27 protein-coding genes and 2 tRNA genes are annotated in these 21,914 nt (G+C 30.3%); 20 read left to right on the top strand and 9 right to left on the bottom strand.

The window, feature by feature from the left end; translation table 11 throughout:
* Nucleotides 1–324 precede the first annotated feature (324 nt).
* The 9 genes from ACN5J4_RS08075 (at nucleotide 325) to ACN5J4_RS08035 (ending at nucleotide 5,226) form a co-directional block, all read left to right on the top strand.
* Nucleotides 325–594 (top strand): hypothetical protein, encoded by a 270-nt coding sequence (locus ACN5J4_RS08075; RefSeq protein WP_418649502.1) that lies wholly within the window; start codon nucleotides 325–327, stop codon nucleotides 592–594.
* Nucleotides 595–606: 12 nt separating this feature from the next.
* Nucleotides 607–1,149 (top strand): hypothetical protein, encoded by a 543-nt coding sequence (locus ACN5J4_RS08070; protein ID WP_418649501.1) that lies wholly within the window; start codon nucleotides 607–609, stop codon nucleotides 1,147–1,149.
* 78 nt (nucleotides 1,150–1,227) lie between these two features.
* Nucleotides 1,228–2,082, top strand: a complete 855-nt coding sequence (locus tag ACN5J4_RS08065) for a hypothetical protein (protein WP_418649500.1) — start codon at nucleotides 1,228–1,230, stop codon at nucleotides 2,080–2,082.
* Nucleotides 2,083–2,094: 12 nt separating this feature from the next.
* Nucleotides 2,095–2,631 (top strand): hypothetical protein, encoded by a 537-nt coding sequence (locus tag ACN5J4_RS08060; protein WP_418649499.1) that lies wholly within the window; start codon nucleotides 2,095–2,097, stop codon nucleotides 2,629–2,631.
* Nucleotides 2,632–2,643: 12 nt separating this feature from the next.
* Entirely contained in the window at nucleotides 2,644–2,904 is a 261-nt protein-coding gene (locus ACN5J4_RS08055; protein ID WP_418649498.1) for a hypothetical protein, read from the top strand.
* Nucleotides 2,892–3,176, top strand: a complete 285-nt coding sequence (locus ACN5J4_RS08050; protein ID WP_418651151.1) for a DUF6252 family protein — start codon at nucleotides 2,892–2,894, stop codon at nucleotides 3,174–3,176. The genes ACN5J4_RS08055 and ACN5J4_RS08050 overlap by 13 nt, the downstream gene beginning before the upstream one ends.
* Before the next feature lie 42 nt (nucleotides 3,177–3,218).
* Nucleotides 3,219–3,479: a hypothetical protein gene (locus ACN5J4_RS08045; RefSeq protein WP_418649497.1), complete on the top strand. Its 261-nt coding sequence runs from the start codon at nucleotides 3,219–3,221 to the stop codon at nucleotides 3,477–3,479.
* 120 nt (nucleotides 3,480–3,599) lie between these two features.
* A complete protein-coding gene (locus ACN5J4_RS08040; RefSeq protein WP_418649496.1) occupies nucleotides 3,600–4,115 on the top strand; it encodes a T9SS type A sorting domain-containing protein in 516 nt (171 codons plus the stop codon).
* Between the two features lie 112 nt (nucleotides 4,116–4,227).
* Nucleotides 4,228–5,226, top strand: a complete 999-nt coding sequence (locus ACN5J4_RS08035; RefSeq protein WP_418649495.1) for a metal-dependent hydrolase — start codon at nucleotides 4,228–4,230, stop codon at nucleotides 5,224–5,226.
* 23 nt (nucleotides 5,227–5,249) lie between these two features.
* On the opposite strand, the gene ACN5J4_RS08030 is transcribed toward ACN5J4_RS08035, so the two are convergent.
* The 3 genes from ACN5J4_RS08030 to ACN5J4_RS08020 form a co-directional block, all read right to left on the bottom strand.
* Entirely contained in the window at nucleotides 5,250–5,831 is a 582-nt protein-coding gene (locus tag ACN5J4_RS08030; protein ID WP_418649494.1) for a methyltransferase domain-containing protein, read from the bottom strand.
* 92 nt (nucleotides 5,832–5,923) lie between these two features.
* A complete protein-coding gene (gene odhB, locus ACN5J4_RS08025; protein ID WP_418649493.1) occupies nucleotides 5,924–7,132 on the bottom strand; it encodes a 2-oxoglutarate dehydrogenase complex dihydrolipoyllysine-residue succinyltransferase in 1,209 nt (402 codons plus the stop codon).
* Nucleotides 7,133–7,172: 40 nt separating this feature from the next.
* Nucleotides 7,173–9,899, bottom strand: coding sequence for a 2-oxoglutarate dehydrogenase E1 component (locus tag ACN5J4_RS08020; protein WP_418649492.1), 2,727 nt, complete (start codon nucleotides 9,897–9,899; stop codon nucleotides 7,173–7,175).
* Nucleotides 9,900–10,166: 267 nt separating this feature from the next.
* Between ACN5J4_RS08020 and ACN5J4_RS08015 the strand changes: the two genes are divergently transcribed.
* The 6 genes from ACN5J4_RS08015 (at nucleotide 10,167) to bioA (ending at nucleotide 14,037) form a co-directional block, all read left to right on the top strand.
* Nucleotides 10,167–10,240: transfer RNA gene (locus ACN5J4_RS08015), tRNA-Asn, on the top strand.
* 68 nt (nucleotides 10,241–10,308) lie between these two features.
* Nucleotides 10,309–10,382, top strand: a tRNA-Asn gene (locus tag ACN5J4_RS08010).
* A gap of 54 nt (nucleotides 10,383–10,436) precedes the next feature.
* Nucleotides 10,437–11,570, top strand: coding sequence for an aminotransferase class I/II-fold pyridoxal phosphate-dependent enzyme (locus tag ACN5J4_RS08005; RefSeq protein ID WP_418649491.1), 1,134 nt, complete (start codon nucleotides 10,437–10,439; stop codon nucleotides 11,568–11,570).
* A gap of 17 nt (nucleotides 11,571–11,587) precedes the next feature.
* Entirely contained in the window at nucleotides 11,588–12,208 is a 621-nt protein-coding gene (gene bioD / locus ACN5J4_RS08000; RefSeq protein WP_418649490.1) for a dethiobiotin synthase, read from the top strand.
* A gap of 107 nt (nucleotides 12,209–12,315) precedes the next feature.
* A complete protein-coding gene (locus ACN5J4_RS07995) occupies nucleotides 12,316–12,594 on the top strand; it encodes a GIY-YIG nuclease family protein (protein WP_233897937.1) in 279 nt (92 codons plus the stop codon).
* A gap of 177 nt (nucleotides 12,595–12,771) precedes the next feature.
* Nucleotides 12,772–14,037, top strand: a complete 1,266-nt coding sequence (bioA, locus tag ACN5J4_RS07990) for an adenosylmethionine--8-amino-7-oxononanoate transaminase (RefSeq protein WP_418649489.1) — start codon at nucleotides 12,772–12,774, stop codon at nucleotides 14,035–14,037.
* Here bioA and ACN5J4_RS07985 read toward each other — a convergent pair.
* Complete coding sequence (locus ACN5J4_RS07985; protein ID WP_418649488.1) at nucleotides 14,023–14,547, bottom strand: cytochrome c oxidase assembly factor Coa1 family protein; 525 nt, start codon at nucleotides 14,545–14,547, stop codon at nucleotides 14,023–14,025. The two genes, bioA and ACN5J4_RS07985, sit on opposite strands and share 15 nt — an antisense overlap.
* Nucleotides 14,548–14,631: 84 nt before the next feature.
* Between ACN5J4_RS07985 and ACN5J4_RS07980 the strand changes: the two genes are divergently transcribed.
* Together ACN5J4_RS07980 and bioB are read left to right on the top strand one after the other, a co-directional pair.
* A complete protein-coding gene (locus ACN5J4_RS07980; RefSeq protein ID WP_418649487.1) occupies nucleotides 14,632–15,774 on the top strand; it encodes a beta-ketoacyl synthase N-terminal-like domain-containing protein in 1,143 nt (380 codons plus the stop codon).
* A 355-nt stretch (nucleotides 15,775–16,129) separates the two neighbouring features.
* Entirely contained in the window at nucleotides 16,130–17,230 is a 1,101-nt protein-coding gene (bioB, locus tag ACN5J4_RS07975; RefSeq protein ID WP_418649486.1) for a biotin synthase BioB, read from the top strand.
* 62 nt (nucleotides 17,231–17,292) lie between these two features.
* Here bioB and ACN5J4_RS07970 read toward each other — a convergent pair whose 3' ends face one another.
* The 4 genes from ACN5J4_RS07970 to panB all read right to left on the bottom strand — a co-directional run bounded on the left by ACN5J4_RS07970 (nucleotide 17,293) and on the right by panB (nucleotide 19,823).
* Nucleotides 17,293–17,670 carry a hypothetical protein gene (locus ACN5J4_RS07970; protein ID WP_418649485.1) on the bottom strand — a complete coding sequence of 126 codons (378 nt, stop codon included), beginning with the start codon at nucleotides 17,668–17,670 and terminating at the stop codon, nucleotides 17,293–17,295.
* Nucleotides 17,671–17,688: 18 nt separating this feature from the next.
* Entirely contained in the window at nucleotides 17,689–17,958 is a 270-nt protein-coding gene (locus tag ACN5J4_RS07965) for a TM2 domain-containing protein (protein ID WP_418649484.1), read from the bottom strand.
* Nucleotides 17,959–18,020: 62 nt separating this feature from the next.
* Entirely contained in the window at nucleotides 18,021–18,959 is a 939-nt protein-coding gene (locus ACN5J4_RS07960) for a 2-hydroxyacid dehydrogenase (RefSeq protein ID WP_418649483.1), read from the bottom strand.
* A 45-nt stretch (nucleotides 18,960–19,004) separates the two neighbouring features.
* Nucleotides 19,005–19,823 (bottom strand): 3-methyl-2-oxobutanoate hydroxymethyltransferase, encoded by an 819-nt coding sequence (panB, locus tag ACN5J4_RS07955; protein WP_418649482.1) that lies wholly within the window; start codon nucleotides 19,821–19,823, stop codon nucleotides 19,005–19,007.
* A gap of 165 nt (nucleotides 19,824–19,988) precedes the next feature.
* On the opposite strand from panB, the gene ACN5J4_RS07950 reads away from it, so the two are divergent.
* The 3 genes from ACN5J4_RS07950 (at nucleotide 19,989) to ACN5J4_RS07940 (ending at nucleotide 21,557) form a co-directional block, all read left to right on the top strand.
* On the top strand, nucleotides 19,989–20,555 hold the full coding sequence (locus tag ACN5J4_RS07950; protein WP_418649481.1) for a sigma-70 family RNA polymerase sigma factor: 567 nt from the start codon (nucleotides 19,989–19,991) through the stop codon (nucleotides 20,553–20,555).
* Between the two features lie 5 nt (nucleotides 20,556–20,560).
* Complete coding sequence (locus ACN5J4_RS07945) at nucleotides 20,561–20,824, top strand: hypothetical protein (RefSeq protein ID WP_418649480.1); 264 nt, start codon at nucleotides 20,561–20,563, stop codon at nucleotides 20,822–20,824.
* 91 nt (nucleotides 20,825–20,915) lie between these two features.
* Complete coding sequence (locus ACN5J4_RS07940) at nucleotides 20,916–21,557, top strand: O-methyltransferase (protein ID WP_418649479.1); 642 nt, start codon at nucleotides 20,916–20,918, stop codon at nucleotides 21,555–21,557.
* Nucleotides 21,558–21,560: 3 nt separating this feature from the next.
* On the opposite strand, the gene ACN5J4_RS07935 is transcribed toward ACN5J4_RS07940, so the two are convergent.
* Nucleotides 21,561–21,845, bottom strand: coding sequence for a Sec-independent protein translocase subunit TatA/TatB (locus ACN5J4_RS07935; RefSeq protein WP_418649478.1), 285 nt, complete (start codon nucleotides 21,843–21,845; stop codon nucleotides 21,561–21,563).
* Nucleotides 21,846–21,914: the final 69 nt, after the last annotated feature.

Below are 21,914 nucleotides of genomic sequence, written 5' to 3'. Positions count from 1 at the left end.
GCTAAATAACAAAACATCCATAAAGCTTTGATTATCAGTATATCTTTTTTGTTTTTATAAAAAATATACTACTTCTGAAAAAATCACTAATACTTTTAACAATTACACTATTATTTATAAACTGTAATAAAGACGATGAACTAAAAAACCCAATTGATGCCTTACCTCCTGCTACACAAACAGGAGCAAATACCTTTGGAGCTTTATTAGACGGAGAGGCTTTTATACCCCGCGGAGGTACAAACCCATTAGATTGTGTTTATCAATTTGTAAATGGGGGCTATTATTTTGCATTACAAGGAAACAAAAAAAATGAAAATTTTAATGTACTCTCTCTCTACTATAGCTAAAGAAATTGTACAAGGAAAAACATATAACTTAATCGAAGAGTCTGAGGGAAATACTAGTGGGGCGTATGGTTTTAATGGTACTTTTAGTTTTACTAATTCAAATAAAACTGGTCAATTAACAATTATGCGTCTTGATTTAAATAATCAGATAGTATCAGGAACTTTTTGGTTTGATGTCATTGACCACAATGGAGATTTAAGACAAATCCGAGGCGGTCGATTTGATATGAAATTTACGCAATAAAATTAAAACCTTATGAAAAACATATTTTATATAATAATACTAATTGCAACGCTTAGTTGTTGCAAAAACGATGATGACAATAATACAGAAACACTACCACCAGCCACACAAACAGGAGCAGGTACTTTTGCCTGTAAAGTAAATGGACAAAGCTTTATTGATACCAGTGGTGGCTATTTTAATTGTTTTTACCAACTTACTGGAGGAGGATACTATTTTGGGATTAGTAGCGAAGATAAAAATTATAGAAATTCCAATTTACCTTGGAGCATTTCATTAGGAACTGTTCATAGAACGATCAGTCAAGAAGAAACATTATTTTTATTAGAATCAATAAATGGTAATGCTTCTGGAAGTGCATTTTTCAGCATATCATCTACTCAAGGTGAAGGAAGTCAAACAAACTCAAAATATACTGGAGAACTTACAATAACCAAATTAGATTTTACCAAAAATATTGTATCAGGTATATTTTGGTTTGATGTTATACATCCTATTACAGGAGAAACGGTTGAAATACGAGATGGTAGGTTTGATACCTTATTTACGCAGTAATTAAAACCGTTTTACAGAAATAAAACAGTTAATTAAAAAGTTAAACAAAAAAATGTCTAAAAAATCAATTACAAAATTATGAAATTTTTAATTCACGAACTCCTAAATTTAAGATTCTATCAATTAGTGAGTAAAAAAGTATTACTCTTTCTTAGTGTTGTTCTTTTTAACTCAATGCTAAATGCACAAACAGAAGTTAATAATAATTGGAAAAACCAAATCAATTCTGTTTTTCAAGGCTTAAATAAAAACCGAATACCACACAAAGTTTTATTAGACTATGCTATGGAATTTACCAATGTTCCTGCTTATAATGGCACATTAACAGATAGCACATATGTAGATGCTAGTGTTTTAGGAAATATATACAAAACCTTATTTATGGGGAAGGTAACCACAAGCACACAATATTTTCCTAAACTAGAAGATATTGCTAGTAATTGGGTAACGCAACGTCAAAAGTACAATCAAACAGAAAAAAGTACTATTGTTCTTACAGGTTTGTATTACAAATATGCAACTTTAAATCCAAATGCTTTAAGTACTAATAAAATTACGGTGAGTAACAACAAATATTATGACAGATATATTAATGGTGTATGGCAAAATCCTTATTTAACCAAACAAACCGTTGCTTTTGCATCTCCTGTTAAATCATATAATAAATTAAATTTTGGAGTTATATTACCTCAAAATTTACTACTGAGTAATAGCTCTAATACTATTAAAAGTATTCAAATAAATTTTAACGATGGTAGTGGTTATAAAACACTTGCTAGCGGTAAAAAAATATTTGCCAACTATACCCAAAATGGAATATATGATTGGATATTTAAAACTACATTAACAAATGGGACTATTTTATACTCAAGAACAAAGATTAAAATAGAACAGAGTTTTACTACAAAAAAATGGAGTGAAAGACACCGATAAAACTAAAACCTTATGAAAAACATATTTTATATAATAATACTAATTGCAACGCTTAGTTGTTGCAAAAACGATGATGACAATAATACAGAAACACTACCACCAGCCACACAAACAGGAGAAAATACAGCAGGATGCTTAATAGATGGTGACGTACTTATACCTAAAGGAAACGGTAATAATTTTCAATGCTACTATCAGTTTATTAACGGTGACTACTATTTTAGTATTTCTTTTTATGACACTACTGGTGAATTCTCAAAATATTGTAACGTTTTTTCTCGAAGAGCTGAAATAACAGAAGGAAATACTTACACATTAAACATAAGCGATGAGCAAGACGCTTCTGGTTATGGTGGAGAACATAATATTGGTATTACAGAACCTTTTTCTTATGATACTAATACTATAACCACAGGAGAACTTACAATTACCAAATTAGACTTTACCAAAAATATTGTATCGGGTACATTTTGGTTTGATGCCGTTAATAATTCTGGAGAAATAAAACAAATACGCAAAGGACGCTTTGACGCTCAATTCACACAATAAAATTAAAACCTTATGAAAAACATATTTTATATAATAATACTAATTGCAACGCTTAGTTGTTGCAAAAACGATGATGACAATAATACAGAAGCACTACCACCAGCCACACAAACAGGAGCAGGTACTTTTGCCTGTAAAGTAAATGGACAAAGCTTTATTGATACCAGTGGTGGCTACTTTAATTGTTTTTATCAATTTATTGATGGAAAATATTTTTTTAGCGTAAGCGGAAACGATGATGGTTTAATCCCTCAGTATATATATATATATTAACCGAAGAAAAGTCTATCTCTGAAAATGAAACTTTAGTTTTTGATGAAATTGCTGATGGTAATGCTTATGCAGGTTGTGGCTTTGTTTTCTCAACAACCAATGGGAATTTTTCATATACTAATTCACAGTATACAGGCGAATTAACCATAACTAAGCTAGATTTTACAAACAATATTGTTTCGGGTAAGTTTTGGTTTGATATTGAGCATCCTACCACAGGAGAAATAGTTGAGATTAGAGAAGGACGCTTTGATACCTTATTTACACAATAAACTAATAAACATATTTCATTTCAACCAAGAAATGGTAATTGGTTGGCAAATGAACTAGAGGAAGAAACTAACTTAATTGAAGATTGTTCATTTGTATGTAGTACATCAGAAATTGGAATTTCAGGAAATGAGGTAATATGCAATGCTAGTACAAATACCTACACCTTACCTGCAGGAGCAGAAAATTACTCTTGGCAAATTACATCGGGCACAAATTTAGCTACTATAAATAATTCTAATACCAATACGGTTAGTTTAACTACTACTAGTAACACTACTTTATCAGGCAACATAACTTTATAAGGTACAATTTCTAGTACACGTTGTAACAATTTTACACAAACTATACGAAAACAAATTTGGGTTGGTAAACCAAGTATAACAACAGAATTAGACCCTAATTATAACTTAGTTGGAGTTAATTTGGTAAGTAAAGGTAATACCAATATTAAAAACCAAGGAATAACTACTACAACTTGGGAAAAAATTTCAAATTACGGTTGTCATGTTAGCTTTAATGGTTCTAATTTTAGAGCCATGGCATACGGAACTTGTTTAAATTTCAATATTCAGGCTAAAATAACAGCTACCAATGCATGTGGTACAACAACTATATATAGACAAATTTCACCAGATAAACCACTCCCTTGCCATAACAATTATAGCTCATATCAAAACTTATCAGGATCTATTAATAACGAAGGTATTAGAGGTATTATCTTTCCTGATTGCGGTGACAATAGAAGAGGTGCTAGAGGTATTAATAATGAAACTGAAAACACCATAATTAGTATTAGTGATTACTATGGCCAAAACTTATATTCTAAAACCCAAAGAGGAGTTAATTTTGATACTCGGAAATTAAGAAAAGGATTCTATATAGTACGATACCAAACAAATACAGGCTATATATATTCAAAAAAACTAATAGTTAATTAAACCATAATAATTTACTATCAGATAAAGTCTCGAAGTTAAAACTTCGAGACTTTTTTTATAAAACTACTAATTCTACCCCCTATTTAAGCTACTTAATTTATTTTTGTACTATATGGATTCATTAACTCAAATTATATTAGGTGCTGCGGTTGGCGAAGCAGTTTTAGGAAAAAAAATTGGAAACAAAGCTATGTTTTACGGAGCTATTGCAGGTACAATTCCTGATTTAGATGTGCTTGCTTCATTGTTTACAGATAAAGTAACCGCACTATATATACATCGTGGTTTTACACATTCTATTGTGTTTTCGGTACTTTTTGCGCCTATTTTTGCATGGATTGTAAAGCGTTACGAAAAATATAAAAACTTTAAAGATTGGACATGGTTATTCTTTTTAGCTTTTGTTACACATCCTATTTTAGACGCACATACTACTTGGGGAACACAATTGTTTTGGCCTTTTAATATTCGATTGGCTTTTAAAACCATTTTTGTTATTGACCCGCTTTATACTATTCCTTTTTTAGTTTTTCTTATTTTTGCCATGACACAAAAGCGGGTTCATAAAAAACGTGCTTTTTACAATAAAATGGGATTAATTATCAGTTCATCTTATTTAGTCTTGACTTTTTTATTAAAATGGTTGGCTTTTAATCAATTTGAAAAAGCTTTAGAAAATCAAAATATCGAATATTTACAAATTGACACCAGACCTTCTCCTTTAAACACCATACTTTGGAGTGCCAACGTACAAAAAGAAGATGCTTTTTTACTAGCTAATTATTCTTTTTTTGATACAAAACCAATAACTTTTACAAAACATAAAAAAAATCACCATCTATTAGGTAGTCTTACCAAAAATGAAACTGTTAAACGTATGATTTCGATATCCAAAGGTTGGTTTACCATCAATAAAGAAAATGAAGAACTTTATTATAATGATTTAAGATTCGGACTTTTAAGCATGAATCCAAACGCTGAAAATTTTGTTTTTAAGTATAAAATTACCATTGATAATTCTGGTAACGTAATTTTTACCGAAGAACCTAAAGACAAACGTGATGGAAAAAAATTAATAACTGATTTATGGACTCGATTAAAAGGGAATTAAATACTTTTTATCAAAAAAATAAATTATAACTTTTGAAATATCATAAACAACTCCATTCCTTGTCTGTTTTGATATGAATTATAACACGATTCAAAAACATTAAATTTAAAATAAGATTTAAAGTATGTAATATATTCCTTTTTATTACCACCAAAAGGAGGATGGCTATCGTTTAATATAGCATCAAAAAGTAAGCCTACTAATTTTCCTTTTTCAGTTAGTAGGTCATTCATTTTTTTAGCATAATTTAGTCTTAAATTTGGATTTAAAGCACAAAAAAATGTTTGCTCAATTACTAAATCAAAAGTAGTATTTAGGTCAAAAAAATCACCTAAAATTAATTGACCTTTTGGAAAATTAGGTACTCTTTTTTTTATATTTTCTAGAGCTGTTTTAGATAAATCAACCACAAAAACATTTTTAAATCCATTATTAAAAAGATATTCTGCTTCGTAAGAATTTCCACCTCCTGGAATTAATATTTTTAATTCTTTATTTTTTAGTTGATCAAAATACATTTTTAATGGAGGTGAAATTTCACCTAAATCCCAACCTATTTTATTGTTTAAGTATTTATTATCCCAGAAGCTTTCAGATAAATTCATCTTTATTTTTATTGTAGATTAAAAGATATAAAAAAATCCTAAGTAAATAACATACTTAGGATTTTTTAATATATATAAAACCAATATTTGGTTTACATTTCTAACGCTTTATGAACATCGTTGTTCATTAATAACTCAACAGGGTTTTCTAAAGCTTCTTTAACAGCTACTAAAAATCCTACTGACTCACGACCATCAATAACTCTATGATCATACGATAATGCAACATACATAATTGGTTGAATTACTACCTCACCATTAACAGCCATAGGTCTGTTTACAATGTTGTGCATTCCTAAAATTCCACTCTGTGGAGGATTTAAAATTGGCGTTGATAACATAGAACCAAAAACACCACCATTGGTAATAGTAAATGTTCCACCAGTCATTTCATCAACCGTAATTTGTCCGTCTCTGGCACGTAAAGCTAAACGCTTTACCTCACTTTCAACACCTCTAAAGGTTAAATTTTCTGCATTTCTAATTACAGGTACCATCAATCCTTTTGGACCAGATACTGCAATAGAAATATCTTGAAATTCATTTTTAATTTGGTAATCTCCATCAATCATAGAGTTTACATCAGGGTATAATTCTAACGCTCTAACAACTGCTAAAGTAAAAAAAGACATAAACCCTAATCCAACACCGTGTTTTGCTTTAAAATCTTCTTTATACTGCTTACGCAAATCAAAAATTGGTTGCATGTTTACTTCGTTAAACGTAGTTAACATTGCCGTTTCACTTTTTACAGCTACCAAACGTTGCGCTACTTTTCTACGCAACATTGACATTTTTTTTCGCTCAGTTCCACGAGAACCATTTGTAGGTTGCGTTCCCATAGAAGGTACCGCTTTTACAGCATCTTCTTTAGTTACACGACCATCTTTACCAGTTCCTTTTACAGAACCAGCTGAAATTCCTTTTTCCGCTAACACTTTTTTAGCTGCAGGAGAAGCTGTTCCTGTAGCATAGGTTGTAGCTTTAGGAGCTTCTTTTTTTGGTTCCGCTACTTTAGGAGCTTCTTCTTTTGTTGCAGTTGAAGATTCACCTGCTGGTTTTGCAGCGCTCATATCAATATGACACACTACGGCTCCAACTTCTACAGCATCTCCCTCTTCTGCTTTTAAAGTGATAATTCCACTTTCTTCCGCAGGTAATTCTAACGTTGCTTTGTCAGAATCTACTTCGGCAATAGCTTGATCTTTTTCAACATAATCACCATCTTCAACTAACCACGTTGCTATTTCTACTTCTGTAATTGACTCCCCCGGAGAAGGAACTTTCATTTCTAAAATCATCAGTACTAAATTTTATATATCTGAAATTATTTTTTACTTTTTAATCGAAAACTTGGTCTAACACTTCTTGGTGACGACGTTTGTAACGTGCACTTGAACCTGCTGCTGGTGCTGAATGGTAACCTCTCGATGCACATTCTAACTTTGCAAATTCAAAACGTTCTAACATATAACTCCAAGACCCCATGTTTTTAGGTTCTTCTTGTGCCCAAACATAACGCTCAACATTAGGATATTTATCCATCACTTCTTTTATTTGTTCGTTATGTAATGGAAATAATTGCTCTATTCTTACTAAAGCAACATCTTCTCTTGCTAATTGCTCTCGTTCTGTTAGTAAATCGTAATAAAATTTACCTGTACAGAATACCATTTTTTTCACCTTTGAAGTTTCGATGTTATCATCAATTACTTCTTGAAAACTTCCGTTTGCTAAATCTTCAATCGAATTTACTGCTTTTGGCGAACGTAATAAACTTTTAGGAGTAAAAACTACTAAAGGTTTTCTAAATTCACGTTTCATTTGACGACGCAAAATATGATACATATTTGCTGGTGTAGAACAATTTGCTATGGTCCAGTTATCAATTGCTGAAGACTGTAAAAAACGTTCTATTCTACCAGATGAATGTTCAGGACCTTGACCTTCGTATCCATGAGGTAATAACATTACTAGTCCGTTTTGTAATTTCCATTTTGCTTCTGCCGAACAAATATATTGATCGAATACAATTTGTGCACCATTGGCAAAATCACCAAATTGCGCTTCCCAAATAGTTAATGTGTTTGGAGCTGCCATGGCATATCCATAATCAAATCCTAAAACACCATATTCAGATAAATGGGAATTGTAAATGGTCATTTCTCCTTTATTCTTCGTATTGGTATTTAATAAATTAACACGTTCTAAAGTTTCTTCATCACGCATAATTGCATGACGATGTGAGAATGTACCTCTTTCTACATCTTCACCTGAAATACGAATATTAAACCCTTCTTCTAGTAAAGTTCCGTATGCTAAATTTTCTGCAGTTCCCCAATCTAAAGTATTTTCTTCAAATACCATTTTTTGACGTCCTTGTAAAATACGCTCTGCTTTACGAACAAATTTATGCCCTTCAGGAGTTGTAGAAATTACTTTAGCAATATCTTTTAATGCTTCAACCGAATATGTAGTATCTACTGGTTGCAACATGTCTTTTAACTGTTTACGTACAAATCCATCCCATACCTCAGGCATGAATTCTTGTATTTTAGAAGTTGTTTTCTTTTTAGACTCTGTAAATTCTGTTTCTAAATGTGCTTTAAAATCAGCTGTAATTTGCTTTACATAATCAGCTGTAATTGTTTCTTCTTCTATTAATTTTGCAGCATATATTTCTTTAGCATTTTTATGCTTCGAAATTGCTTTATATAATTCTGGCTGCGTAAAACGAGGCTCATCACCTTCGTTATGCCCGTATTTACGGTATCCTAATAAATCAATGTAAATGTCTTTTTTGAATTTCATTCGATATTCAACAGCTATTTCCATAGCATGGCAAACAGCCTCTGCATCATCAGCATTTACGTGTAATACCGGTGACAGGGTTACTTTAGCAACATCAGTACAATAAGTACTAGAACGTGCATCTAAATAATTGGTTGTAAACCCTACTTGATTATTTACCACCACATGAATGGTACCACCTGTTTTGTAACCATTTAAGGTCATCATTTGGGCTATTTCATACACAATACCTTGTCCTGCAATTGCAGCATCACCGTGTACTAATATTGGTAATATTTTACCATTATCACCATTGTAATCTAAATCTACTTTGGCACGAACAATACCTTCAGCAACTGCATCAACAGTTTCTAAATGTGATGGATTTGGAACCAAATTCATCTTCATTTTTTGCCCACCTTTATACTCTTTACTTAAAGTTAAACCTAAATGATACTTAACATCTCCATCAATATCTTGGTCTTCAAAATCTTTACCTTCAAATTCACTAAATAAATCGCGAACTGGTTTTTTAAAGATGTTTACCAAAGTATTTAAACGACCACGGTGTGCCATTCCTAATACACATTCTTCTACGCCGTATTTTTCGGCTGCATCACGAAGTGCTACACTAACTCCAGGAATTAATGTTTCTCCTCCTTCTACAGAAAAACGTTTTTGACCCACATATTTTGTTTGTAAAAAACTTTCAAAAGTGGTAGCTTGGTTTAGTTTGGTAAGAATGTATTTTTTAGCCTCTTCATCATAATTAGCATGATTAGCATTTTTACTTAAACGATCTTGCCACCATTTTAATTCATCTGGACTACGTAAATACATGTACTCAACACCAATACTATCACAAAATATAGCTTTTAAATGTTCAATTATTTTAGATAAGGTTGTTGAACCTATACCTAAAGTACCCCCTGCATTAAAAACAGTAGATAAGTCTGAATTACTCAACCCAAAGTTATCAATATCTAATGTTGGAGTATATTTTCTACGATCACGTACAGGATTTGTTTTAGTAAACAAATGTCCTCTTGTACGATAACCGTTTATTAAATCAATTACCAAAAACTCTTTACGTACTGCATCTGGCACTTCTACAGATACTTCTTCATCTGTTAACGAATAATTTTCATTAGCTAAATCATAACCTTGAAAAAAACTCCGCCAACTAGGCTCTACTGTATCAGGGTTTTTTTGATACTGTTCATATAAATCACTTATAAAACCTGTATGTGCTGCGTTCAAGAACGAAAACTTGTCCATATATTTTACTATGCTTTTCTGTCAATAAGAATAATGGCTACAAAAATACAACTTTTACTAAAAAAAAAACTTTATTTCAAGCTTATTTTGACAGCTTTATTTTTTTTAAACAAAAATCAAAAACCACTTTAAAATACAAACAACCTCTACAAACAACTAAAAACCATTACCTTAAAAAATAATTATACTTTTTTTTTAAAAAAAGCTTGCAGATATTAAAAAAGTACTTAAATTTGCACTCGCATTTTAAAACTATTTGTTTTAAATTCCTCCTTAGCTCAGTTGGTTAGAGCATCTGACTGTTAATCAGAGGGTCTTAGGTTCGAGTCCTAAAGGAGGAGCAAATTAAATAAAGGCAACGTAGAAGCCGATAATTTCTACAACATACATATTTGTTCTACATGAACATTCCTCCTTAGCTCAGTTGGTTAGAGCATCTGACTGTTAATCAGAGGGTCTTAGGTTCGAGTCCTAAAGGAGGAGCTTTAAAAGAAAAGACTTACATTTACCTGTAAGTCTTTTTTATTTTTATACGATATGCTATTTCCAAAAAAACTAACAGCTAAATTACTTCATAGAACTAAAAACCAATCATTAAGAATACTTGAACAAGTAAACATCACTACTACTTTAATTGATTTTTCATCCAATGATTATTTAGGATTTGCTAAATCTGAAATAATTTTTAATAAAACACATCAATTTTTAGTTAACAATAGTATTTTGCAAAATGGCGCAACGGGTTCTCGCCTACTTTCAGGAAATCATCATTTATATAATAGTATCGAAAAAGAGCTCGCTCAATTTCATAATTCTGAAAAAGCTTTAATTTTTAATTCGGGTTACGATGCTAATATTGGTTTTTTTTCATCAGTACCTCAACGAGGTGATATTATTTTATATGATGAATTTATTCACGCTTCTATTCGTGATGGAATTCAGTTATCAAATGCGCAATCTTTTAAATTCAAGCATAATGATTTACATAATTTAGAAGATAAAATAAATAAACATCACTTAAAAAGCGATGCTGAAATTTATGTAGTAACAGAATCTATTTTTTCGATGGATGGTGATGCGCCTGATTTAATAGCAATGTCAAAAATCATCAAAAAAAATAATGCCCATTTTATTGTAGATGAAGCGCATGCTGTTGGAGTTTTCAACAAAGGATCAGTACAAGAATTAAACATAGAAAGTACCGTTTTTGCTAGAATAATCACTTTTGGAAAAGCAATGGGATGCCATGGAGCTGTTATTTTAGGAAGTAACGAATTGAAACAATATTTAATCAATTTTTCGAGAAGCTTTATTTATACCACAGGATTATCTCCTCATTCATTAGCAACCATAAAATTTGCATATTCCGAATTAATCAGAAATAAAGCAACAGAAAATCTTCAGAAAAATATTTTATTTTTCAAACAAGAAATTAACAGATTGCAACTTAATTTCATAGCAAGTAATTCAGCAATTCATTGTTGTATCATTCCTGGAAATGAAAAAGTAAAAACAATTGCCAAACAACTTAAAGAAAAAGGTTTTGATGTAAAGCCAATTTTATCACCAACAGTAAATAAAGGAGAAGAAAGATTACGCTTTTGTTTGCATTCTTATAATTCTACACAAGAAATCACCAATGTTTTAGAACATCTTGCTACTTTTGTTTAAAGTAAAAAATCTTTTAAATGGCTACATATTTTATTACAGGAATTTCTACAGAAGTAGGAAAAACAGTTGCGTCGGCAATATTTACCGAAGCATTAGAAGCTGATTATTGGAAACCTATACAAGCTGGTGAATTAGATGATTCTGATTCTCATAAAATCAAGAAATTTATTTCTAATAAAAAAACAATAATTCATCCAAATTCATATGCGTTAAAAACACCGATGAGTCCGCATGCTGCTGCCGAAATAGATAATATTACTATTGATTTAGCTAAAATTATCGAACCAAAAACCGATAACGAAAATTTAATTATAGAAGGTGCTGGCGGAATATTTGTTCCTTTAAATAATACAGACACTATTTTAAATATTATAAAACCTACTTATAAAGTAATTGTAGTTTCTCGTCATTATTTAGGAAGTATTAATCATACCCTATTAACCGTAAATTTATTGAAAGAAAAAGGTTTTGACGTTTCTATTATTTTTTCTGGTGATGAACATAAAACCACGGAAGAAATAATCAAAAAGATGACAGGTGTTCCTGTAATTGGTCGAATTGATGAAGAACCATATTTTGATAAAACTGTGATTAAAGAATATGCCGAAATTTTTAAAAATAAACTTCGTCACCCTTAATTTATTTCAGGGTCGCATTAACATAAGAACATTCTATTTTGATAAAAAATATGCTGAATTTTGATATGATACTGAAATAAATTCAGCATAACGGAAATTATAATTTTATGAAAGAAAGTTATATTTATATATTGACAAATAAATATCGAACGACATTTTATATCGGAATCACGGCTAATATTTCCAAAAGAATGATAGAACATAAAGAAAAAATAGCATCAAAATTCACTGAAAGATATAACACAAGTGATTTAATTTATTTTGAAAAATTTACAGATATAAATCAAGCTATTTCAAGAGAAAAACAATTAAAAAATTGGCGTAAAGAATGGAAGATTAATTTAATTAAAAAATTAAACCCAACTTTAGATACGTTAAATTATTGATGAATTTTGATGCGATGCTGAAAGTCTAAAAATATACGTCACACTGAACTCGTTTCAGGGTCGCATCAACATGAGAACGCTCTATTTCGATAAAAAATAATTACACTGGATATTGATGCGATGCTGAAATAAATTCAGCATGACGAAAAGAAAGAAAACCTAGCCAAAACATAAATTATGAATTTACAAGAAAGAGATAAAAAACATTTATGGCATCCGTTAAAACAACATCAAACACACCCTGATAGCTTAGGAATTGTAAAAGCAAAAGGATGTATTTTAACCGATGAAAAAGGCAATGAATATATTGATGCAATTTCATCGTGGTACACTTGTATGTTTGGGCATTGTAACGATTTTATCACCAGTCGTGTTTACAAACAAATGCAAACATTAGATCAAATAATGTTTAGCGATTTTACGCACGAACCTGCTGTAAAATTATCCGAAGAACTGATTAAAATTCTTCCTAAAAATCAAAATAGAATATTCTTTAACGATAACGGTTCAACAGCAGTTGAAGCAGCTATTAAAATGGCGTTGCAATACTATTTTAATAAAGAAGAAAAACGAACCACTTTTATTGCTTTTGAAAATGGATTTCATGGTGATACTTTTGGCGCAATGTCAGTTTCTGGGTTATCGGCTTACAATGGTCCTTTTGAAGATTTTTTAATGGATATTAAGCGTATTTCTGTTCCTGATGGCTCAAATAATGATGAAATTTTATCGCAATTAAAAGAAATAATTTCTAAAAATGATATTGCTGGTTTCATTTACGAACCTTTAGTGCAAGGTGCAGCGGGAATGAAAATTCATAAAGCTACCGATTTAAACGAAATTTTAAAATTCTGTAAAGAAAATAATATTTTAACAATTGCTGATGAAGTAATGACTGGTTTTGGTAAAACAGGAAACAATTTTGCTTCGGATGAAGTGGCTACAAAACCAGATATTATCTGTTTAAGTAAAGCCTTAACTGGCGGATTAGTTCCTATGGCAATTACTTCTTGTACCGAAGAAATTTATAGTACTTTTTTAAGTAATGATATTTCTAAAGGTTTTTTTCACTGTCATACATATTCAGCAAATCCGATAGCTTGTAGTGCCGCTTTAGCTACTATCGAATTATTACAAACTAAAGAAATTAAAGATAGTATTCAGTTTATTTCAAATTCTCATAAAGCTTTTGAAAATAAAATTAAGCAACATCCAAAAGTAGCTTCAACACGTTCGAAAGGCGTTATTTTAGCTATTGATTTAAAAACAAACGCAAATCGTTACGGAACTTTACGTGATCAATTATTAAAATATTTTATGAATGATGGCGTATTTTTACGTCCGTTAGGAAATACAATTTACATTCAGCCACCTTATATAATTACAGAAAAACAATTACAAAAAGTGTATATAACTATTGAAAAGGTTTTAGATATGTTCTAAAACCTTTTGGTTATTATTTTCTTTAACTTTTTCTTGATGGTTATTTTGATTGTTTTTATCTATAGTATCTTCCTTAATTGTTTGTTTAGGTAACAAATTAATAATTTGACTTGTATTTTCAACACGTACATATAAATCTTCATAAATCCATTCAGCATTAAAACGCATTCCTCGAACAACTAAAGTTCCTGCTTCTTTCGAACCTTTTATAGCGATAGAAAAATCAACATCACCATTTTCATTATTTACAATAATAGTTCCAGATGCTATCCCTACTTTTTGAATAGGCGAACCTAAAACCAAGCGTACCTCTTCATTTTTACTAGCTTTTGATATAGCATAAGCAACAGGTGTTGGATTTGTAACACTATTAAAAACACTAAAAATAGTTACACCAATTCCAAAAAAAGCAATTAAAATAATAGCTAAACAACCACATCCACAACTACCCACAGGCACAACCCAGCCCCAATTTCTAGCAAACCAACTTTTCTGTTCTCGTACTTCCATTTACTTTATTTATTTCACAATATTAATATTTATTTATTTCGTTATACTTGATTTTACCGTTATTTTTGTACAAAATTAAATGTATTGAAACAACCTATTTCTATCACCTCTTTTGCTTCGGTTTCTGCCCTTGGTAGCACTACTAAACAAATTTGGGAAAATTATTTAAATGACAATCATTTCTTATCACAGCAAAATGACATTTGGGCAGGAAGATTAACTTCTGATGATAAAAATGCAATTCAAGCTATAAGAAATTCAGATAATAAATACAAAAGTTTAGATGATTCGGTTTTATACACAATTTATGTTGCCAGAAAAGCAATTGAAAAAACAAATTGGACATCAGAAGATAACTTTGGAATTAATATTGGCTCGTCAAGAGGTGCAACTTCTTTGTTTGAAAAATATCATAAAGAGTTTTTAGAAACAGGAAAATCAGCAACTTTAAGTTCGCCAACCACCACTTTAGGAAATATTTCTTCTTGGATTGCGCACGATTTACAATCAAATGGTCCTGAAATTTCACATTCTATTACCTGTTCTACTGGCTTACATTCGTTATTAAATGGAATTGCTTGGTTACAAGCTGATATGTCAGAGAAATTTATGATTGGTGCTAGTGAAGCTTCTTTAACCGATTTTACTATCGCACAAATGCAAGCTTTAAAAGTCTATTCGAAAGAAACAGATGAATATCCTTGTAAAGCTTTTGATTTAGAGAAACAGAAAAACACCATGGTTTTGGGTGAAGCTGCTGCTGTTTTTTGTTTAGAAAAAGGTGTTCAAGAAAATGCGATTGCAGTTATTAAAGGCATCGGTTTTGCTACGGAAGTTTTAAAACATAATACGTCTGTTTCGGCAAATGCTGACTGTTTTCAAAAATCTATGAAAATGGCTTTAGCTGATATTTCTATGGATGATATTGAGGTTATTGTGATGCACGCTCCTGGAACTATTAAAGGAGATCAATCTGAAATTAATGCGATTCATGAAGTTTTTGGCGATAAAAAACCTTTTTTAACCACCAATAAATGGAAAGTCGGACATACTTTTGGTACTTCTGGATTACTTAGTTTAGAATTAGCAATACTGATATTACAACATCAGAAAGTTATTGAAGTTCCGTTTGCTGAAAAACAAAATCATCCTAAAAAAATAAGAAACATTTTAGTGAATGCTGTTGGTTTTGGTGGAAATGCTGTTTCGGTATTAATATCAAAATAATATTAATTTAGATTTTAAATGCCTTATCTATTTTCGTCATGCTGAATTTATTTCAGCATCGCATCAAAAAGAGAACTACGGCAAATCAGGATGCGAACCTGAAATAAATTCAGGTTGACGGATTCGATTTCTTATTTTCTTGTGATATTTTTTTCAGATAAAATTTAAAGAAGCTCTAAACTATAAACTTTATTTAGTGGTTTAGCCCTGATTGAACGGCTTGTTTGAGCGCTGTTTTATTTTTCTTTTCGAAAAAATAAAAAAAGCGAGTAGTGAAAGCAGGAAATAGCTTCTAAAAAGAAATAGAAAGCCAATTAGTTTTTTTATTTTTGACATTACAAATAACTTGATTTTTATGAGTGAAGTAAGACATAATTGGACGAAAGAAGAAGTTCTTGAAATATATAATAAACCATTAATGGAGCTTTTATATGAAGCTGCAACAATTCATAGAAAAAGTCATGACCCTAATGTAGTACAGGTTTCTACATTGTTATCTATAAAGACTGGTGGTTGTTCGGAAGATTGTGGATATTGTCCGCAAGCAGCTCGCTATCATACCAATGTTGATGGAAATGATTTAATGTCGGTAAACCAAGTAAAAGCACAAGCTTTAAGAGCTAAATCGAGCGGAAGTTCTCGTGTTTGTATGGGTGCTGCTTGGAGAAACGTAAAAGATGGTCCTGAATTTGACCAAGTTTTAGATATGGTGAGAACCATAAATAAACTTGATATGGAGGTTTGCTGTACTTTAGGTATGGTTACCGAAAATCAGGCACAACGTTTAGCCGAAGCTGGTTTATATGCATATAATCATAATTTAGATTCTTCGGAAGAATATTATAAAGAAGTAATTTCTACTCGAGGATATCAAGATAGATTAGATACGATTAGTAACGTACGTAAAACAAATGTAACTGTTTGTTCTGGTGGAATTATTGGAATGGGTGAAAATGCAGAAGATAGAGCAGGAATGTTAGTTGCTTTATCTACTTTAAGTCCTCAACCAGAATCTACACCAATTAACGCTTTAGTTGCTATTGAAGGAACTCCTTTAGAAGATCAAAAACCTGTTGAAATTTGGGATATGGTGCGTATGGTTGCTACTACACGTATTGTTTTACCTGAAACTCAGGTTCGTTTATCGGCTGGTAGAACACAAATGAGTAGAGAAGGACAAGCAATGTGTTTCTTTGCGGGTGCAAACTCTATTTTTGCTGGTGATAAATTATTAACAACGCCAAATCCTGATGTTGATGAAGACATGAAAATGTTTAAAATGTTAGGTTTAAATCCTCAGAAACCTTTTACAAAAAAGGTACAACCACAAACTGTAGAAGCAAAAGATTCTGCTTTTGAAAACTTAGGTGAAAAACCTAAATGGACAAGACCTAAACATAAAATTGAACGTAACGAAGAGAAAAAGCAAGAGGCTTTAGAATTACGTAAAAAATAAAAAAGTATACTTTTTTAATAAAAAGAGTTGTTAAAATTAAATTTTAACAACTCTTTTTATTTTTATTTTACAAACAAACGTTGGAAAAAATTTTTTGCTTTTGTAGTAGTTTCTTTTAACTCCTCTTGAGCATCTTCAGCAAAATCGGCAATGTGTTCACTTGCTTCACTTGCTAGTTCTGAGGCTTTTTCGGTTACATCTTCTAAAGCTTCTTTAGCTTCACCAGCAAATTCAGTAGCTTTATCTTTTATTTTTTTAATAGACTCATCAGATAAAACTTCATTAACTTTTTCTTTTACATCCTCTACAGTATCCACAACATGTTCTCCTGCCTCTCCAGCTAATTCTGATGCTTTTTCGGTTACAGTATCCATAACCTCTTTTGCCTTACCTAAACTTTCTTTTAAATTTTTATTTAAAGCTGTTTTTCCTTCTTCCATTATATACTATTTTTTAATTTAAAACCAACCCTTTTTATTTACTTGATATGTTTCTATAAATTCTTGATCTGATTTTGTTAGATAAATAATACCTTCTATAAAGGGTATTATAGTTGCAATACCACATGTAAGTATATTTAAAACAATCTGAATAATACCCTCTTTAGTATAACCTAATATAAATTTATGAATAGCTAAAGAACCTAATATCAAACCTAAAACACCTGCTAAAATTCGTTTACTTTCTTCGTTTGAAGTTGTTAATCCATTTTCATCAATTACATTCATTTTACTTTTTTATTAATTATTTGTTGTTAAATGTAGTAAAACTTTATTTCCTTTACTATGAACTAGCAAAATTTTACTTTAATTTTATCAACAATAGTCTGCGCTAATTTATATTTACTTTCTACCGTCCAGCCTGCAACATGTGGTGATAATAGTACGTTATTAGCACTTATTAAATATTGAAATGCTTCGGGCATCTGTTTATTTACAAATAAGTTTTCGAAAGATTTTTTTTCATATTCTAACACATCTAATCCTGCTCCTAAAACTTTTTTATTTTTTAAAGCATCTACTAAATCCGAAGTAACTACCGATTTTCCTCTTGCTGTGTTAATTAACCAAAATGATTTAGAAAAAGCATTGATAAAATGGGTATTAATCATATTTATGGTTAATGCTGTTTGAGGTGTATGTAAACTTAAAACATCAGCTTGTGCTTGTAATTCTTTTAAAGAAACTTGTGTACAATTTTCGTCGCCAACATTAGGTTTAATATCATAACAAAGTACTTTTACATCAAAACCTCTCAATTTTTTAGCGAACGATTTCCCCATATTTCCATAGCCTATTAAACCAACAGTTTTTCCATCTAGTTCAATTCCTCTATTATCTTCTCGTAACCATTTTCCGTTTCTAACTTCATTATCTGCTTTTCTAAATTTATTAAAAAGTGATAATAGCATTCCTAAAGTATGTTCACCAACAGCATTTCTATTTCCTTCTGGAGCCGAAATTAAGTAAATTCCTTTTTGATTCGCATATTCACAGTCTATATTCTCAAGACCAGCTCCTACTCTACCTATAAACTTTAAGTTAGTTGCTTTGTCTAAAAATTGTTTATCAATAGTAAATCTGCTTCGGATAATTATTCCATCATATTGATTAATTTTAGCTTCTATTATTTCTTTTGATGCTATATAATCTTGTTCATTTACAAAACCTAAATCGTTTAATTGATTTAAAAGTAATTGATGATTTGAATCTAAGTGCAGTATTTTCATGCTATTTTAAATAAAAAAAGCCTCCTAAAAAGAAAGCTTATGTAATTAATATTGTTCCTTTTCATTCGGAAAGTCTTTTGATTTTACATCGGCAATATAACTTTCAAAAGCACCTGTCATTTCAGTATACAAATCTAAATATCTACGTAAAAAACGAGGATTAAATTCGTGGGTCATACCAATCATATCATGAGTTACTAAAACCTGCCCATCTACACCACCACCTGCTCCAATTCCAATAACAGGTATTGTTAAGTTTTGGGCTACTTTTGTAGCTAAAGCTGCTGGTACTTTTTCTAATACTAAAGCAAAACAACCTAATTGTTGTAATAATTTTGCATCTTCTAATAACTTTTCAGCTTCTTCTTCTTCTTTAGCTCTAACCGTATAGGTTCCAAATTTATAAATAGATTGTGGCGTTAATCCTAAATGCCCCATTACAGGTATACCCGCGGTTAATATTCTAGATATTGACTCTCCTATTTCACTTCCTCCTTCTAATTTGACAGCGTGTCCGCCAGATTCTTTCATTATTCTAATTGCTGAATCTAAAGCATTTTTAGAATTTCCTTGATACGTACCAAAAGGTAAATCAACCACTACTAAACAACGCTCAATAGCACGTATTACAGAACTTGCATGATAAATCATTTGATCAAGTGTAATAGGCAAAGTTGTTTCGTGACCCGCCATTACATTTGATGCAGAATCTCCGACTAAAATTACATCAATTCCTGCTCCGTCTACAATTTTTGCCATCGTATAATCATAAGCAGTAAGCATAGAAATTTTCTCTCCGTTTGCTTTCATTTCTACCAATGACTTTGTGGTTACTCTTTTATATTGTTTTTTGGCTACTGACATTTTAAATGTTTTATAGACAGTAAAAGTACATAATTATTCTATTGAATAATCTATTAAAGTAAAGTTACACAATTATTTTACGTTTAATAATTAAGTTAATTATTATGACAAATAACAAAACCAGTAATAGATTATATAAATTAAAATAACTTATATTTGATAGTAATGAGCCAAACCAATAACTCCAACATATTGTCACCAAATAATTGGGTAGATAATTACGCAGATTATTTATTTAACTATGCTTTAGTTAGAATAAATGACACTAATATTGCTAAAGATTTAGTACAAGACACTTTTTTTGCAGCTCTTAAATCTGCTAAAAGATTTGAAGGGAAATCAACTGAAAGAACCTGGCTAGTTGCCATATTAAAAAGAAAAATAATAGATTATTACAGGAAAATAAATTCGAATAAAGGACAAGCTGAAATTAGAATGAATTTTTACGACAATGATGAGGGTGATTGGATTGAAGAACGAGTACCACAATACTGGGGTAATGAAATTGAAAAAAACATTGAAAATAAAGAGTTAAAAACTCAATTAGAAGCATGCATAGATAGTCTTCCTAAAAAATATGCTATCGTTTTTAGAATGAAAACTATTCAGGAATTTGAAACCGATGAGATTTGTAAGGAATTAAATATTACACCGTCAAATTTATGGGTTATTATTCATAGAGCAAGGACTCAATTAAGAAGCTGTATGGAAAAAAATTGGTTTAATAAATAAATAAAATGTTTAAAAAATTTATAATAACATGTAATAAAGCTACTACTATTTGTGATAAATCACAGTATAAAGAAGCTTCATTTTTAGAAAAAACACAACTTTATATACATTTAATTGTTTGCAAAATTTGCACTTTATACTCAAAGCAAAACACTAAAATATCAAGTATCATTAAAATAAACATGAACTCATATAAAAAGAAACTTCCTTGTTTATCACTAGAAGAAAAAGAAACTTTAAAAAAGCAATTGAATAAATTTCAATTATAATCTTAAGTACGTAATCAATGTTATTTAGAAGCAAATTGAAATAGCCTTACAATAAGTTTTGTTTTTTATACCTTTGATTTAAAATTTACCTATGCATTTTTTACCAGATAAAATTGACAACTATGTTGTGAATCATTCACAAATAGAACCAAAAATATTACAAGATTTAACTAAAGAAACTTGGCAAAAAGTATTGAACCCACGAATGTTAAGTGGTGCATTTCAAGGAAGAGTTTTATCAATAATTTCTAAATTAATAAACCCTAGTAATATATTAGAAATTGGCACCTATACCGGATATTCAGCGCTTTGTTTAGCTGAAGGTTTACATGAAAACGGAACACTTTATACTATTGATAAAAATGAAGAATTAGAAGAGTTACAAACTAAATACTTTCAAAGTTCTGACTATAAAAAACAAATAAAGCAGTATGTAGGTAATGCAATAACCATTATACCAACCTTAAATATTAAATTTGATTTAGTTTTTATTGATGCTGATAAATCAAATTATCTTAATTATTTTGATTTAATTATTGATAAAATGAACCCTGGAGGTGTAATTCTTTCAGACAATGTATTATGGAATGGTAAAGTTGTAGAGCCTTTAAACCCTAAAGATAATGATACAAAAGTACTTTTAGAATACAATAAAAAGCTTAATGAGGATAATCGTTTAGAAACTATATTATTACCAATACGAGATGGCTTAACAATAAGTAGAGTAAAATAAAATTTATAATTTTCGCTTTATAGACCCTGTAAAATCATCAATATTATCTTTGACTTTAGTTACTTCTTTTTTGACATCTCTTACAAAATCAGTATCAACACCTTGTTTTTTGGCACTATCATTAATTTCTTTCTTAATATCATTCGTTGCATCTTTAAGTTGACGCATACCTTTTCCTAAACCTCTAGCTATTTCAGGAATTTTATCTGCACCAAATAACATTACAACTATTAATAAGATTACAAAAATCTCTGGACCCCCTATAAATAAAAATACTACTTTCATCATAACAAAGATAATTAAAATACATAGTTAAAATGATTTTTAAAATAAAAAAAGCCAAACATTATGTTTGGC

The organism is Tenacibaculum aestuariivivum (assembly GCF_964507685.1).
Classification (GTDB): domain Bacteria; phylum Bacteroidota; class Bacteroidia; order Flavobacteriales; family Flavobacteriaceae; genus Polaribacter; species Polaribacter aestuariivivum.
This window is presented reverse-complemented; position numbering and strand designations above follow the sequence as displayed.

Coding starts and splice junctions, on each gene's coding strand:
- ACN5J4_RS08030 (WP_418649494.1), bottom strand. CDS start 5,831: ATGAATTTATCTGAAAGCTTCTGGGATAATAAATACTTAAACAATAAA.
- ACN5J4_RS08070 (WP_418649501.1), top strand. CDS start 607: ATGAAAAACATATTTTATATAATAATACTAATTGCAACGCTTAGTTGT.
- ACN5J4_RS07950 (WP_418649481.1), top strand. CDS start 19,989: ATGAGCCAAACCAATAACTCCAACATATTGTCACCAAATAATTGGGTA.
- ACN5J4_RS07995 (WP_233897937.1), top strand. CDS start 12,316: ATGAAAGAAAGTTATATTTATATATTGACAAATAAATATCGAACGACA.
- ACN5J4_RS08055 (WP_418649498.1), top strand. CDS start 2,644: ATGAAAAACATATTTTATATAATAATACTAATTGCAACGCTTAGTTGT.
- bioB (WP_418649486.1), top strand. CDS start 16,130: ATGAGTGAAGTAAGACATAATTGGACGAAAGAAGAAGTTCTTGAAATA.
- ACN5J4_RS07935 (WP_418649478.1), bottom strand. CDS start 21,845: ATGATGAAAGTAGTATTTTTATTTATAGGGGGTCCAGAGATTTTTGTA.
- ACN5J4_RS08020 (WP_418649492.1), bottom strand. CDS start 9,899: ATGGACAAGTTTTCGTTCTTGAACGCAGCACATACAGGTTTTATAAGT.
- ACN5J4_RS07965 (WP_418649484.1), bottom strand. CDS start 17,958: ATGAATGTAATTGATGAAAATGGATTAACAACTTCAAACGAAGAAAGT.
- bioA (WP_418649489.1), top strand. CDS start 12,772: ATGAATTTACAAGAAAGAGATAAAAAACATTTATGGCATCCGTTAAAA.
- ACN5J4_RS08060 (WP_418649499.1), top strand. CDS start 2,095: ATGAAAAACATATTTTATATAATAATACTAATTGCAACGCTTAGTTGT.
- odhB (WP_418649493.1), bottom strand. CDS start 7,132: ATGATTTTAGAAATGAAAGTTCCTTCTCCGGGGGAGTCAATTACAGAA.
- ACN5J4_RS08035 (WP_418649495.1), top strand. CDS start 4,228: ATGGATTCATTAACTCAAATTATATTAGGTGCTGCGGTTGGCGAAGCA.
- ACN5J4_RS08065 (WP_418649500.1), top strand. CDS start 1,228: ATGAAATTTTTAATTCACGAACTCCTAAATTTAAGATTCTATCAATTA.
- ACN5J4_RS07940 (WP_418649479.1), top strand. CDS start 20,916: ATGCATTTTTTACCAGATAAAATTGACAACTATGTTGTGAATCATTCA.
- bioD (WP_418649490.1), top strand. CDS start 11,588: ATGGCTACATATTTTATTACAGGAATTTCTACAGAAGTAGGAAAAACA.
- ACN5J4_RS07945 (WP_418649480.1), top strand. CDS start 20,561: ATGTTTAAAAAATTTATAATAACATGTAATAAAGCTACTACTATTTGT.
- ACN5J4_RS08005 (WP_418649491.1), top strand. CDS start 10,437: ATGCTATTTCCAAAAAAACTAACAGCTAAATTACTTCATAGAACTAAA.
- ACN5J4_RS07970 (WP_418649485.1), bottom strand. CDS start 17,670: ATGGAAGAAGGAAAAACAGCTTTAAATAAAAATTTAAAAGAAAGTTTA.
- ACN5J4_RS07985 (WP_418649488.1), bottom strand. CDS start 14,547: ATGGAAGTACGAGAACAGAAAAGTTGGTTTGCTAGAAATTGGGGCTGG.
- ACN5J4_RS07960 (WP_418649483.1), bottom strand. CDS start 18,959: ATGAAAATACTGCACTTAGATTCAAATCATCAATTACTTTTAAATCAA.
- panB (WP_418649482.1), bottom strand. CDS start 19,823: ATGTCAGTAGCCAAAAAACAATATAAAAGAGTAACCACAAAGTCATTG.
- ACN5J4_RS08075 (WP_418649502.1), top strand. CDS start 325: ATGTACTCTCTCTCTACTATAGCTAAAGAAATTGTACAAGGAAAAACA.